Here is a 13,292-nt window from a genome sequence, read left to right on the forward strand (position 1 = left end):
CGTCCCAGCCATGTGTCCCGCGGGTATCAGCGGCGCAGCGTCAGCCAGTCGAGGGCCGCGACCCGCGGGCCGCTGGTGGCGACGAGATAGACGTCATGCGTGCCGGTGACGGTGCGGGGGAGCGCCACCGACCGTTCCCGCCAGGTGTCCGTGCCCCCGGTGTCCCGCACGGGCAGCGTGGCCGCCACCCGGCCGTCCGGGGCGTCCAGGCGCAGCTCCAGCGAGCAGCCGTGTCCGCAGCCCGCGGAGGCCAGCCGTACGGTCAGCCGGTCCGCGCCGGCGCCGAACCGCACCCCGCGGAAGCCGATCCGGTCGCCCGCCCCCAGCACGCCGGTGGCCGCGTCGCCCCGCTCCGCCCCGCGCACGGAGGTGGCCTGCTCGGCCTGGAGGGTGGCCGCGGCGTCGGGGCCGTCGGCGTAGAGCCGGATCTCGTTCACGGCCCAGGGCTGCTCGCCGGGGGCCGTGAGCTCGACGCGCAGATAGCGGGCGGTCTGCTGTGGGAACACCGCGTCCTGGGTGAAGGAGCGGCCGCCGACCCGGGCGAGCGGCGCGCCCCAGTGGCTGCCGTCGTCGCTGACGGACACGGTGAAGCCGTACGGGTGGCCGGTCGCGTCCATCCCGGCGTCGAGCGACAGCCGGCCGAAGGTCTTCGCCGCGCCCAGGTCGAGCGTGAGCGACTGGCCCAGGGCCTGTGCGGCGGCGCCCTTCCACTGGGTGGTCTGGACGCCGTCCACGGCGGCGGAGGCGTCGGATCCGTCGGAAGCCGTGGCTTTCCAGCCGTCGTTGCGGACCCGGGACTGGCAGCCCGGCAGGTCGCAGCCGGACGACCAGATCGGCGCGCCGTACTCGTACGCCCCCTGGTCGGGGCCCGCGCCCCGCACCTCGGCGGTCACCCCGTCCACGGCCTCCCCGGCGTCGATGGCGGGCGAGCCCGCGCGCGGCCACAGCTCGCCGTTGCGCGCGTCGGTGTAGCCCGGGTCGGCGGGCGGCAGCAGGTTGCTCCGCACCACCGGGGCCGGGTCGCCCGGCCCGCTGATCTCCATGGGCGCGAGCGCCACGTCGTTGCTGACATAGGTGCCCGAGGCGTCGGTCGCGCCGCTGAGCCGGACGGCCGTGGAGACCCCGAGGCCGTAGGACGAGTTGTGGTCGCGGTTGCCGAGGCTCACGCTGCTGTGGCCGTTGAAGAAGGTGCCGCGGGAGCCGGTGTTGTACGCCACGTTGTGGTGCAGCAGGAAGTTGCCGGAGGAGTTGTCGATGTAGTAGCCGACCTGGCCGTCGGCGTCGTGGACGGTGTTGTGGTCCACGCTGGTGCCCTTGGCGTCCAGGTTGCAGCACACATAGAACGGACTGCCGTCACGAGAGGTGCGCATGGCCTCGGACAGGTCGTTGTACGCGATGCGGTTGTCGTGGAAGGGCACCCCGTTGAGCTGCCACGCGGTGTCGATGCTCGCGCGGCCGGTGCGCCGGATGGTGTTGCGGGTGACGGTGTGTCCGCTGCCGTTGACCTCGATGCCGGGGGTGTAGCTGCCCATCCAGCCGACGTCATGGATATAGCTGTTGGTGACGGTGTTGCCGCTGCCGCGCAGCAGCACGCCGGTGCCCGCGGAGTACCCGATGTCGCTGTCGCGCAGGGTGTTGCCGCTGCCGAGGATCTGCACCCCCGAGTCCAGCACCCGGGAGGCGACGATATGGCCCTCGAAGGGCGGGATGGCCAGCTCGTCGTCGCGCGGCATGGGCAGCGTCGAGAACTCGGAGATGTAGCGGGCCCGCAGCTTCTCGACGAGCACACCGGTGCTGTCGGCGCCGGTGCGCAGCGAGGTGCCCCACAGGTCGAGTCCGCGGACGGTGACATACGAGCTGTCGCTCAGGTCCACGCCCCAGCTCTCGTACTTCGCGGTCACGGTGTGGCCCGCGAGGCCCCCCTTGGGCTCCACCAGGTACAGCCGCTTGGCGTCCTTGTCGTAGTACCACTCGCCCGGCTGGTCGAGCGTGGACTTGGCGCCCACCAGGTAGTAGTTGCGGTAGTTCTGGTTGCCCATGCACAGCGGGGTGCAGCGGTAGTTGCCGCCCTTGAAGTCGAGCGCGCCCGGGGCGGTGGCGGTCACCGTGCCGGTCTGCTGGCTCCACGGGTTGGAGCCGGCCCACAGATGGACGGTGGCGCCGGTGAAGTCGCCGGCCGGCAGGTCGGGGTCGTCGATGTGCTGATCGGTGGAGGTCCGCTCGGCCACGGCCCAGGACGGGTTGAGCGGATCGGGCCCGGAGTTGGGCCAGCGGCCCTCCATGGCCCGCTCGCCGTCGACGAACAGGGCGTTCTCGGTGGCGGGCAGCGGCAGGTCCACGTCGGCGGCGACCAGCCCGTCCCCCGCCTCCCGCCAGCCGGTGACGGTCCTGGTGCCGTCGACGGTGACGGTGCCGTCCCCGTACGCGGCGATGGTGACCGGCGCGCCCTTGGCGCCCGAGGGCGGGGCGACGCGCTCGCGGTAGCGGCCGCGGTGCACCAGACAGGTGTCCCCGGGGCGGACCAGCTCGGTGCAGCGGCCGATGGTGCGCAGCGGACGCTCCGCGCTGCCGCTGTCCCGGTCGGCGCCCCAGGTGGCGACGTGGTACGTGTGGCCCCGGGGCGCGCCGGGCGCGGTGTCGGCGGCCGCGGCCCCCGGGAGCGAGAGCGTGACCAGGGCCGCCGCTGCCGCGGCGCCCATGGACACGAGCCTGAGCGCGGATCTCATGTGCGTCCTCCAGTGTTCGGGTGTGCGGGTGGGCGTCTCCAGGCAGCCTCGCCGTCCGGCCCCGGGGCGGTGCCGAGGACGGCGCAGCGCAGCCAGTGCTCGCCGGGCGGAAGGTGTCCGGTGAGCGTGGGCAGGGCGGTGCGCCGGGCGAGCACATTGGTGCCGGGCAGACAGTCGACGACCTGTCCGGTGCGCTGTCCGTCGCTGTCGATCAGCCCGGTCAGCCCGGCCGGTCCCCAGGCGCGGGCCCGCCCGGCGCAGCCCTGCCGGGTGAGGCCCTGGTCGCGGTCGATCGCGAAGCCGCCCTCGGCGGTGTGCAGGGCGCGCCCGGTGCGGATGCGATGGGTGCGCAGATGCCAGGGCGGGGCGGCGGTCAGCCAGGTGGTGATCTCCACGTCCGGCCAGGGGTGCCACACACAGCGGACCGTGTCCTCGTCCACCTCGGTGGAGCCGGGCTCCTCGCGGACGCGGTAGTGGGCGCCGTCCTCGCTGAGGGCGAGCATCGAGTCGTACGCGCCCTGCTCCAAGCCCAGCGGCCCCGCGGGCAGGCTGAAGCCGAACCGGGTCGAGTAGGCGAACTTGGCGTACTTCTCCGCCCCGTGGCGCACCCACGCGTGGTGCTGACGGCCGGCCAGCAGGGTCACCTCGCCGCCCGTGCGCATCAGCACCGCGCCCGCGTGGGGCTGGGCGCTGACCGGGGCGAGGGCGGGGGCGGGCAGTTCCGGCGCGGTCCAGAAGGGGTGGTCAGCGGGGAGCGCGAGCGGCAGCAGGGACTTCATCGCCCAGTACGGAGAGCCCGGGGCGTTGTACTGCTCGGCGAGCGCGGGCTGCGGATAGCCGTACCCGATGGACAGCAGCCCCTCTCCCACGGCCTCCGGGCGCCGCTGCCACCAGCGCAGATGGCGCAGCAGATGCCCCTTGACCACGCCCCACGGGAGCGCCTCGACCCCGGCGTACGGCAGCGCGGCCCAGAACGCGGCCTGCGCGAAGCGGTAGGTGAGGCTGCGGCCGTACGGGACGGCGGCCCCGTCGTCGGCGAACCAGTGCCGCAGGTCCGCCGCGAACAGCGAGGCGCGCATCCGGAAGCGCACCGCGCGCTCGGGGTCGCGCTCACCGGCCAGCGCCGCGTACAGCAGTCCGTAGAAGTGCATGGCCCAGGGCACGTAGTAGTCGCGGCGCTCGGTGGGCCCGTCCGCGTACCAGCCGTCGCCGAGGGCGAAGGACTCCAGCCGGTCCAGCCTGGCCTTGATCGGGCCGCGGTCGTGGGACACCCCGACCCGGTCCAGGCCGAGGCCGATCAGGACGGGGAAGAACAGCCAGTTGTTCTCGGTGGTCGGGCGGTCGAGGGCGGAGCGCAGCCAGCGCGCGACCCGGTCCCGCTCGGGCCCCTTGAGCGGATCCCACAGCCGGTCGGGGGCGAGCGCGAGGGCGAAGCCGATCGCGGCCATCTCCACGATCCGCTGGTCGTGGGGGCCGGGTTCGCCCCAGTACTCGGGGTGGTCCGGGTCGGTGCCGGCGGCCAGGCCGCGCGCCCAGTGGCCCCAGTGCTCGAAGGCCCCGCCGCCCGCGGCGAGCGGCGCAAGACCCCACAGGGGCCGGGCGAAGGACTCCAGTTCGGCGGCCGTGTCGTCGTGGATGGCGGTGTTGACGCCGAGCCTGAGCCTGGCCCGGCCCGCGCTGAAGTGCGGCAGCAGCGGCTCGGTGAGTCGGCGCGCGAAGCCCTGCAACTCGTTGCGGTCGGTCATCCCTCGAAGACCACCTCAATACCTGGGAGTTGATGTTGCGATAGTTTTCGCAACACCGAGATCGCCCCGAAAGGTAGGAGAAACATCGGATGGGGTCAACGGCTGGGGACGAAATGGCTGGGGCGACTTTGGCCGAGATAGCGAAAGAGGCGGGCGTTTCCGTGTCAACCGTCTCAAAAGTGCTGCACGACAGATCCGATGTCTCATCGAAGACCAGAGCCAAGGTCCAACGCCTGCTGGAGCGGCACGGCTATCTCGCCCGGCACCGGGCCGCGACCCCGGCGCTGCCGCGCGGCGGGCTGATCGACTTCGTCATCAACGAGCTGGACAGCCCCTGGGCGGTCGAGCTGATCCGGGGCGCGGAAGAGGTCCTGCACGGGGTCGGCATGGGCCTGGTCGTCTCGGCCACCCACGGCCGCACCAGAGCGGCCCGCCAGTGGCTGGACTCCCTGGCCACCCGGCCCACCCGTGGCGCGATCCTGGTCGTGCCCGAGCTGACCACCGCGCAACACGAGGAGCTGCGCCGCCTTTCCCTCCCCTTCGCGCTGGTCGCCCCGGTCGACGAGCCCGCGCCCGGCGTGCCGTGGGTGGGCGCCACCAACTGGCCCGGCGGGCTGGCCGCCACCCGCCATCTGATCGCCCTGGGCCACCGCCGTATCGCGATCATCAGCGGTCCGCCCCGCCGCCTCACCTCACGCGCCCGCGTGGACGGCTACCGCTCCGCGCTGGAGGAGGCCGGACTGCCCTTCGACCCGGAGCTGGTGCGCTACGGCGACTTCACCCACGACCTCGCCCACCGGCACGCCCTGGACCTGCTCGCCCTGGACCGGCGGCCGACCGCGATCTTCGCGGGCAGCGACCACCAGGCCCTCGGCACCTTCCGCGCGGCCGCCACCCTGGGCCTGCGCATCCCCGAGGACCTCAGTGTGGTGGGCTTCGACGACCTGCCCTTCGCCGACTGGGTGACCCCGCGGCTGACGACCGTGCGCACCCCGCTCGCCGACATGACCGCGCTCGCCGCCCGGATGGTGCTTCAGCTGCTGGCCGGCGAACAGCCCGAGACCACCCGGGTCGAGGTCGCCACGGAGCTCGTGGTCCGCGAGAGCAGCGGACCGCCCGGCGGCGCTCGGCCCTCGGCCGGCTCGATGTCGTCGTAGCCGGCCGGCCCGAACCCTACGAGGCGGTGCCCTCCACGAGTTGCACCACCCGCTCCGGCGCGTAGAGGCCGTCGGTCAGCAGCTGGGACAGGCCGAGGATGCCGGCGTGCGGGTCCAGTTCGCTGCGCACGATCTGGAGGTTGCGGGTGGCCAGCGGCAGCGAGCGCCCGTACACGACCTCACGGATCCCGGCGAACAACTGCTCGTCGGTGTGGGCGAGTTGGCCACCGATGGCGATGACGCTGGGATTGAACATGTTGACGGCGTCGGCGATGGCCCCGCCGAGGATGCGCGCGGCGCGGCGCGCGAGCCGCACGGCGGTCGCGTCGCCGGAGCGGATGAGCCGCACGGCGTCGTCCACCGTGGTCACCTCGTAGCCGGCCTCCTTCAGGTCCCGGACCAGCGCCCAGCCGCCCGCGTACGCCTCCACGCAGCCGGTGTTGCCGCAGCGGCAGACCGGCGGCTCGGTGACATCGTCCACGGTCACCTGGATGTGACCCACGTCACCCGCCGCCCCGTCGGCCCCCCGGTGGATCCGGCCGCTGGCGATGAGGCCGGTCCCCACCCCGGTGCCGATCTTGACCATGAGCAGATGGGCGGTGTCCGGGTAGCGCAGCCGCTGCTCCCCGTACGCCATGGCGTTGACATCCTTGTCCACCAGCACCGGGCAGTCGTAGCGCGGGGCGAACCAGCCGGGGATGTCGTAGCGGTCCCAGCCGGTCATGATCGGCGGGCTGACCACGCGCCCGGTGGCGAAGTCCACCGGGCCCGGCACACCGAGGCCCACGCCGAGGACGTCCGTCTCGTCGTGCCGCGTCTCCTTGAGCAGCCGGCCGAACAATTCGTCGACCAGGGCCAGTACGGCCGTCGGCCCGGCCGTCACATCCGAGGTGGCCTCGCGCTCCGCCCGTACCTCCCCGCCCAGATCGCACACGGCGGTGCGCAGCCCGGTGGCGCCGATGTCCGCGACCAGCAGCACTCCGCGGTGGCGGTTGACGACGAATCGGCTCGCGGGGCGGCCGCGGGTGCGCGCGTCCTCCGGTGCCGGGACGAGGAGTTGGGCGCCGAGGAGGCTGTCCAGGCGCTGGTTGACGGTGGTCCGCGAAAGGCCCGTCAGCCGTACCACATCCGCCTTGGTGAGGCCCTCGTCGACATCGCGGAACAGGGCGAGAACATCGCCGAGAGCGACCCCGGTCCGGAGAGCGCCTGCGCTGATGGTGTCCACCCGCACACTCTAGCGATGGGCTTGATGCGACGGAAGATGCTCGTCTTGTGACGGAAAAAGTTGAAAGAAGGGTTGCTTGATCTCATAACCAGGGCTACGTTCAGCCGCATCACCATCGGAAGGGACGCCTGATGCGGAGAAAAGCCACCGTGAGAAGAGGGAGCGTTGTCGCCACCGCCGCCGCTGTCGTGGCCGGAGCCCTGGTCCTGAGCGGCTGCGGATCCGGTGACACGGGCGCGTCGGGCAGCACCAAGGTCGCCGCCGTGATCAAGGGGCTGGACAACCCGTTCTTCCAGAGCATGCAGCAGGGCATAGAGACCCAGGCCAAGTCGGCCAAGATGTCGACGACCGTGCAGGCCGCCAACTCGATCACCGACACCACCGGCCAGGCCGACAAGCTGAACGGGCTGGCGGGCCAGGACTACGGCTGCTTCATCGTCAACCCGATCTCCGGCTCCAACCTCGTCCAGGGGCTGGCCAAGCTCGCCGCGGCGAAGAAGACCATCGTCAACATCGACAACCCCGTCGACGCCAAGGCGGCCAAGGCGGCGGGCGCCACCCCGGCCACCTACATCGGCACCGACAACGTGGCGGCCGGCGAGACGGCCGGCCGGCGGATGACCGAGCTGCTGCCCAAGGGCGGCAAGGTCGCCGTCATCGGCGGCATCGCCGGCGATGTGACCAGCAACGCCCGCGTCGAAGGGTTCAAGAAGGGCGTGGACGGCAAGCTGACGGTGGTTCAGACCGTCGCCGCCGACTGGGACCGGCAGACCGCCCTCACCAAGGCCACCGACGTCCTGCGCGCCAACAAGGACCTGTCCGGCTTCTTCGTGGCCAACGACGACATGGGCCTGGGCGTCGCACGCGCCGTCGCCAACGCGGGCAAGACCGGCAAGGTCAAGGTCATCAGCGTGGACGGGGTCAAGGACGCGCTGAAGGCCGTCGAGTCCGGCACCCTGGACGCCACCGTGGCCCAGTACCCGTACGCCATCGGCCAGATGGGCCTCGAGGCCTGCCAGGCCGCAGCCAAGGGCAAGAAGCTGCCGGCCGACGTCAAGGCACCGGTCGAGCTGGTCACCAAGGACAACGCGGGCAAGGCCCTGGCCGCCACCCCGAAGCCCTTCGGCAGCTACGACGACCCCTTCAAGAAGCTCCTTCGCTAGGGCCGCCCCCTAGCAGCGACGAATCCGGCGGGCGGGTGGCGTGCCACGCCACCCGCCACCGCCAGGAGGACACACATGGCAAACGCAACGCTCGCGGCACCCGACCGTGACACTTGGCCCACGCGCCTGCGTGACATCGGTTTCTGGGCCGACTGGGCGGCCCTGGTCGGGCTCATCGTTCTCGTGGTGGTCTTCCAGGCCGCCAACCCGACCTTTCTGAGCACCGGCAACATCCAGTCCATGCTGGAGGCCGCCGCGATCCTGATCATCCTGGGGGTCGGGCAGACCTTCGTCATCGCCACCGCCGGCATCGACCTGTCCATCGCCTCCACCATGACCCTGGGCGCGGTCGGCTTCGGCCAGGCGTACTCGGCCGGCTGGGGACTCGCCGCGTCCTGCGCGGTCGCCGTGGCCGCCTCGACCCTCGCCGGGATGGTCAACGGCTTCGTGGTGGCCCGCGGCAAGATCACCGACTTCATCGTCACCCTCGGAATGCTGTCGGCGGCCTCCGGGCTCGCCCTCATCGTCTCCAACGGCAAGCCCGTGACCGTCATCGAACCGGCCCTGCTGCGGCTGTCCACCAACGGCATCGGAATCCTGGGCTGGATGTTCCTCATCGCCGCCGCCGTCGCGATCGTGGCCCATGTGGTGCTCTTCCACACCCGGTTCGGCACCCATCTGCTCGCCACCGGCGGATCCCCCGAGTCGGCCACCGCGATGGGCATCAGCACCGCGCGGATCAAGATCGCCGTGTACGCCGTCGCCGGGCTCCTCGCCGGCCTCGCCTCCATCCTGCTGGTGGCGCGGGTCGGGGCCGCCGAGCCCGCCGCCAACACCTCGTTCCTGCTGAACTCGGTCGCCGCCGTGGTCCTCGGAGGGGTCAGCCTGTTCGGCGGCCGGGCGACCGTCCTCGGCCCGGTCATCGGCGCCCTGCTGCTGACCGCACTGGTCAACGGCCTGACTCTGCTCGGCGTCTCCCAGTTCTACCAGCCGCTGTCCGTCGGCATCGTCGTGGTGCTCGCGGCCTTCCTGATGAGGTTTCAGCGATGACGACCGTGAAGTCCGAGCCCCAGCCCGCGGCCACCGCGTCGGACGAGTTGCTGCGCTGTGAGGACGTCTCGCTGTCCTTCGGCAACGTGCGCGCCCTCGTCGATGTCTCGGTGACCCTGCGCCGCGGCGAGATCACCGCGCTGGTCGGCGACAACGGCGCGGGGAAGTCCACCCTCGTGCGGTGCGTGTCCGGGATCCACCGGCCGGACAGCGGCCGCATCCTCTTCGACGGATCGCAGGTCGACTTCGGCTCGCCCGAGGACGCCCGCGACGCCGGCATCGAGACCGTGCACCAGAACCTCGCGCTGGTCGAGGACCTCACCGTCTGGCAGAACCTCTTCCTCAACCGGGAGATCGTCCGGCGCATCGGGCCGGTGTCCTTCCTCGACCGCAAGGCCATGCAGACCCGCGCTCAGGAGATGGTCTCCACCCTGGCGGTCAACGTCCCCGCGGTTACCTCGCGGGTGCGGCGGCTGTCCGGCGGCCAGCGCCAGGCCGTGTCCATCTGCCGGGCGGCCGGATTCAGCTCGCAGCTGGTCATCATGGACGAGCCCACGGCCGCCCTCGGTGTCCAGGAGACCGCGCGCGTCGAGGAGCTCATCCACAAGCTGCGCGACGACGGCCACGCCGTGCTGCTGATCAGCCACAACTTCGCACAGGTCATGCGGCTCAGCGACCAGGTCTGGGTGATGCGGTCCGGCCGCTGCGTCGCGGGCCGCCGGACCGAGGAGACCACGGGCGAGGAGATCGTCGCCCTCATCACCGGGGCCCAGGCCGGCTAGCCACCCCCCACCGACCAGCCACACAAAGGAACACTGTTCATGACCACCGTGACCCAGGCCAGCCCGATCGGCGTGCACGCCCTCGTCTGGGCGGGCGACACCTCTCCCGCGTCGCTCGCGTACGCCATCGACAAGACGAAGGCCACCGGCTACGACCTCCTCGAACTGTCGCTGCACGACTCGGACTCGATCGATGTCCCCGCGGCGCGGCGCCAGTTGGAGGACGCCGGACTGCGGGTCGCCTGCTCCCGCGGCCTCGCCTTCGACGCCGATGTCTCCAGCGAGGACCTCGCCGTGGTCGAGCGCGGCGAGAAACTCCTGCACAGCTCCCTCGCCGTGACCCACGGCCTCGGCGGAACACACTTCACCGGCGCGCTCTACAGCGCGCTCGGCAAGTACGCCGGTCCGCTCACCCCCGCCGGCCGGCGCAACGTCGTCACCGTACTGAAGCGGCTCGCCCAGGAGGCGGCGGGGCTCGGCATGACGCTGGGCCTGGAGATCTGCAACCGCTACGAGACCAATGTCATCAACACCGCCCGCGACGCGCTCGCGCTGGCCGATGACATCGGTGCGGACAACGTCCTGATCCACCTGGACACTTACCACATGAACATCGAAGAGGACGACCTCGTCCGACCCGTGCACGAGGTCGGCGACCGGCTCGGCTACGTCCACATCGGCGAGAACCACCGCGGCTACCTCGGCTCCGGACACCTGGACTTCACCGCCTTCTTCCATGCCCTCGCCGACATCGGCTACCAGGGCCCGATCACCTTCGAGTCCTTCTCCTCCGCTGTCGTCGCCCGGGGCCTGTCCAACGACCTCGCCGTCTGGCGCGACCTGTGGTCCGACGGCGAGGACCTGGCCCGCCACGCCCACACCTTCATCACCAACCAGCTCGCCGTGAGCGGCCGCGGCCGATGACGCCGACAACACCGCCGACGCCGCCGACGCCCATGGCGATCGAGGAACTCGCGGCCCGCGCCCGCGCGCTGGTGCGGCCCGGGAGGCGGGCGATTCTCGGAATCACCGGAAGCCCCGGGGCCGGCAAGTCCACCCTCGCGGAGCACCTCCTGGCCGCGCTGCGCTGCGGCCCGGCCGCGGACGGGGGAGACGGCTCCGGGGACTGGATCGCGCATGTGCCGATGGACGGCTTCCACCTCGCCGACATCGAACTCGACCGACTGGGGCGCCGCGACCGCAAGGGCGCCCCGGACACCTTCGACGCGGCGGGCTACGCGGCCCTGCTGCGCCGGTTGCACGAGGACGAGGACGAGGTGGTGTACGCGCCGGGCTTCGAACGGGAACTGGAGCAGCCGATCGCGGGCAGCATCCCCGTACCGCGCACCGCCCGGCTGATCATCACCGAGGGCAACTACCTCCTGCACGACGAGGGGGACTGGGCCCGGGTGCGGCCGCAGCTCGACGAGGTCTGGTACTGCGAGCTGGACGAGGAGGAGCGGGTGCGCCGGCTCGTCGCCCGCCATGAGCGGTTCGGCAAGGACCACGCCGCGGCGGTGGCCTGGAGCCTGGGCACCGACCAGCGCAACGCCGACCTGGTGGCCCGCACCCGGGACCGGGCCGACCTCGTCGTCACCGGGGACGCCGGGGGCGTCGCCGTCGCAGGGTGACGGCCGCGCCGGCGCCCACGGCGAGCACCGCCGCGCCGCCCGCGTACAGCGTCAGCGAGGTGCTCTCGTTGGCGTCGGCGGCGCGGTCGGTGTCCTGGCCGGTGTTCTCGGCGGTGCTTTCGCGGGTGGGTGTGTCGGTGGGCTCGGCGGTGCTTTCGGCGGTGGGTGTGTCGGTGGGCTCGGCGGTGGGTGCGGCCGGGGCCTTCTTGCCTGTCGTGTCCTCGGCTCCGCCGAACACCACATCGGAGCACGAGTAGTAGGTGTCCGGTGTGCTGGTGTTCCGCCAGATCGTGTACAGGAGCTGACGGCCGGTCCGGCCGGCCGGCAGCTTGGCCTCGATGTGGTAGGCCTCGTCGACCAGGGCCGGGTCGGTGGCCGTCGCGAAGGGCTTCGCCTCCAGATCGGACCATTTCAGCGGGCGCGTGGGGTCGTAGCCCTCCTTGGTGAGGTACAGCTCGAAGCTCCCGGCGTGGGGGATGGTCGAGCGGTAGGTGAGGGTGAGGTCCGCCCCGGCGGTCAGCCGTGTGGAAGGCCAGTCGGCGCGGGGCAGGTCCAGCCCCTGGTATGCGTCGATCCCTCCGCTGCACAGCTTGCCGTCGGGGATCCGCTGCCGGTCCTTGCCCGCCACCCCGGCCACGCGCAGATTGTCCCACTCGGCCGCGACCCCGCCCGCGGCCACGGCCGCCTTGCACGCGGCCGACCGGGCGTTCTCGCCCCCCTCGGGCGAACAGGCCACCGCCCGGCTGACCGGGTCCGTCGGCGCGCCATGCGCCCGGGCGGGCCCGGCGGCCAGCGCCGTGAGCAGGAGCGGGGCCGCCCCGACAAGGGCGGCCACGGTAGCGGTGCGGTGTGCGGTCATCCGATGCAGCCCTCCTGGCCCGAGCCGCGGGTCTCATTGCCCGCCCCGTGGAGTACGGAGCGCACGGGCGGCGCGTTCAACGCCCGCGCCCCGCGGCGCGAGCGCCATGCGAGCCACCCGGCGAGCGCCGCCACCGGAACCGTGGTGAGGAGCATGGTCGCGATCGCCCCGAGGCCGTCGGCCCCGGTGCCCAGCAGTTGGCCGGTGAGCAGGAACAGGACCATGTTGTTCCCGGCGTGGGCCAGGCTCGCCACCCAGACGGTGCGGCTGCGCAGAAACAGCCATGCCAGGACGACTTCCTGGCAGAGACAGGACACCGTCCAGATCACCAGGCCGAGCGGCATGTTCTCGAAGTCGGTGTAGCCGACGAAGGCGAGCGGATAGTGCCACACCGCCCAGATGACGCCCGTGGCCACGACGGACGGCACGAGTCGGCCGCCGAACAGCCGCGGCCTGAGGTAGCTGGTCCAGCCGAACTCCTCGCCCCAGTACACCGGGGTGAGCAGCGGAACGACCAGCATCAGGACGAGCAACGCCGTCCACCTGGACATCCCGGGCGCGAGTTCGTCGAGCGGGGACAGCTCCGGCCGCCACAGCCCCAGAACGGCCGCGAGCGCCATGGTCGCCGCGGCCAGTGCGAGCGGGCCGAGCCAGGCGGCCAGATAGTACGGCCACGCGGCGCGCGGCCGCAGCCGGAGCCCCGCGTCGGCGAACCCCTCCCGGGTGACCCAGCGCCGCACCACGACCGCCGCGATCCCCGGCACACAGAACCCCGGCAGTTGCAGCAGCGGGTTCAGCGCCGACAGGCCCAGGACACCATGGGCCACCCACAGCCACACCCAGGTACCGCCGAAGGTGATGGCGAGAAACGCCACGACCCCTCTGTCCCTCTTCGTCTTCGACATACGCGCCTTCCCTCGCGACCGGACCGGATCCGCGGATCAACGTGTCATC

At 72.1% G+C, this 13,292-nt stretch carries 11 protein-coding genes; 6 read left to right on the forward strand and 5 right to left on the reverse strand.

Features of this window, described 5'->3' with window-relative positions; translation table 11 throughout:
- Window positions 1-26: 26 nt before the first annotated feature.
- Together ACH4S9_RS21295 and ACH4S9_RS21300 are read right to left on the reverse strand one after the other, a co-directional pair.
- Window positions 27-2,726, reverse strand: a complete 2,700-nt coding sequence (locus tag ACH4S9_RS21295; protein ID WP_398373551.1) for a carbohydrate-binding protein — start codon at window positions 2,724-2,726, stop codon at window positions 27-29.
- Entirely contained in the window at window positions 2,723-4,471 is a 1,749-nt protein-coding gene (locus ACH4S9_RS21300; protein WP_398373552.1) for a DUF2264 domain-containing protein, read from the reverse strand. The genes ACH4S9_RS21295 and ACH4S9_RS21300 overlap by 4 nt, the downstream gene beginning before the upstream one ends.
- 113 nt (window positions 4,472-4,584) lie before the next feature.
- On the opposite strand from ACH4S9_RS21300, the gene ACH4S9_RS21305 reads away from it, so the two are divergent.
- Window positions 4,585-5,628, forward strand: a complete 1,044-nt coding sequence (locus ACH4S9_RS21305; protein WP_398373553.1) for a LacI family DNA-binding transcriptional regulator — start codon at window positions 4,585-4,587, stop codon at window positions 5,626-5,628.
- Between the two features lie 16 nt (window positions 5,629-5,644).
- Here the strand turns inward: ACH4S9_RS21305 and ACH4S9_RS21310 are convergent, their stop codons facing one another.
- Window positions 5,645-6,853, reverse strand: coding sequence for an ROK family protein (locus tag ACH4S9_RS21310; protein ID WP_398373554.1), 1,209 nt, complete (start codon window positions 6,851-6,853; stop codon window positions 5,645-5,647).
- Window positions 6,854-7,002: 149 nt separating this feature from the next.
- Here ACH4S9_RS21310 and ACH4S9_RS21315 point away from each other — a divergent pair, with 149 nt between their 5' ends.
- The 5 genes from ACH4S9_RS21315 (at window position 7,003) to ACH4S9_RS21335 (ending at window position 11,479) form a co-directional block, all read left to right on the forward strand.
- On the forward strand, window positions 7,003-8,016 hold the full coding sequence (locus tag ACH4S9_RS21315; RefSeq protein WP_361191442.1) for a substrate-binding domain-containing protein: 1,014 nt from the start codon (window positions 7,003-7,005) through the stop codon (window positions 8,014-8,016).
- A gap of 75 nt (window positions 8,017-8,091) precedes the next feature.
- Entirely contained in the window at window positions 8,092-9,066 is a 975-nt protein-coding gene (locus tag ACH4S9_RS21320) for an ABC transporter permease (RefSeq protein WP_311729012.1), read from the forward strand.
- Entirely contained in the window at window positions 9,063-9,848 is a 786-nt protein-coding gene (locus ACH4S9_RS21325) for an ATP-binding cassette domain-containing protein (protein ID WP_385351709.1), read from the forward strand. Before ACH4S9_RS21320 ends, ACH4S9_RS21325 begins: the two co-directional genes overlap by 4 nt.
- 39 nt (window positions 9,849-9,887) lie before the next feature.
- The gene (locus ACH4S9_RS21330) at window positions 9,888-10,772 is read left to right on the forward strand and encodes a sugar phosphate isomerase/epimerase family protein (RefSeq protein ID WP_311729014.1); all 885 of its coding nucleotides are present in this window, start codon (window positions 9,888-9,890) and stop codon (window positions 10,770-10,772) included.
- Window positions 10,769-11,479, forward strand: coding sequence for a nucleoside/nucleotide kinase family protein (locus ACH4S9_RS21335; protein WP_361185380.1), 711 nt, complete (start codon window positions 10,769-10,771; stop codon window positions 11,477-11,479). Before ACH4S9_RS21330 ends, ACH4S9_RS21335 begins: the two co-directional genes overlap by 4 nt.
- On the opposite strand, the gene ACH4S9_RS21340 is transcribed toward ACH4S9_RS21335, so the two are convergent.
- A complete protein-coding gene (locus ACH4S9_RS21340; protein ID WP_398373555.1) occupies window positions 11,442-12,338 on the reverse strand; it encodes a lytic polysaccharide monooxygenase in 897 nt (298 codons plus the stop codon). The two genes, ACH4S9_RS21335 and ACH4S9_RS21340, sit on opposite strands and share 38 nt — an antisense overlap.
- Window positions 12,335-13,243 carry a lysostaphin resistance A-like protein gene (locus ACH4S9_RS21345; RefSeq protein ID WP_398373556.1) on the reverse strand — a complete coding sequence of 303 codons (909 nt, stop codon included), beginning with the start codon at window positions 13,241-13,243 and terminating at the stop codon, window positions 12,335-12,337. The genes ACH4S9_RS21340 and ACH4S9_RS21345 overlap by 4 nt, the downstream gene beginning before the upstream one ends.
- Window positions 13,244-13,292 lie beyond the last annotated feature (49 nt).

The organism is Streptomyces sp. NPDC021225 (assembly GCF_044332865.1).
Classification (GTDB): Bacteria; Actinomycetota; Actinomycetes; order Streptomycetales; family Streptomycetaceae; genus Streptomyces.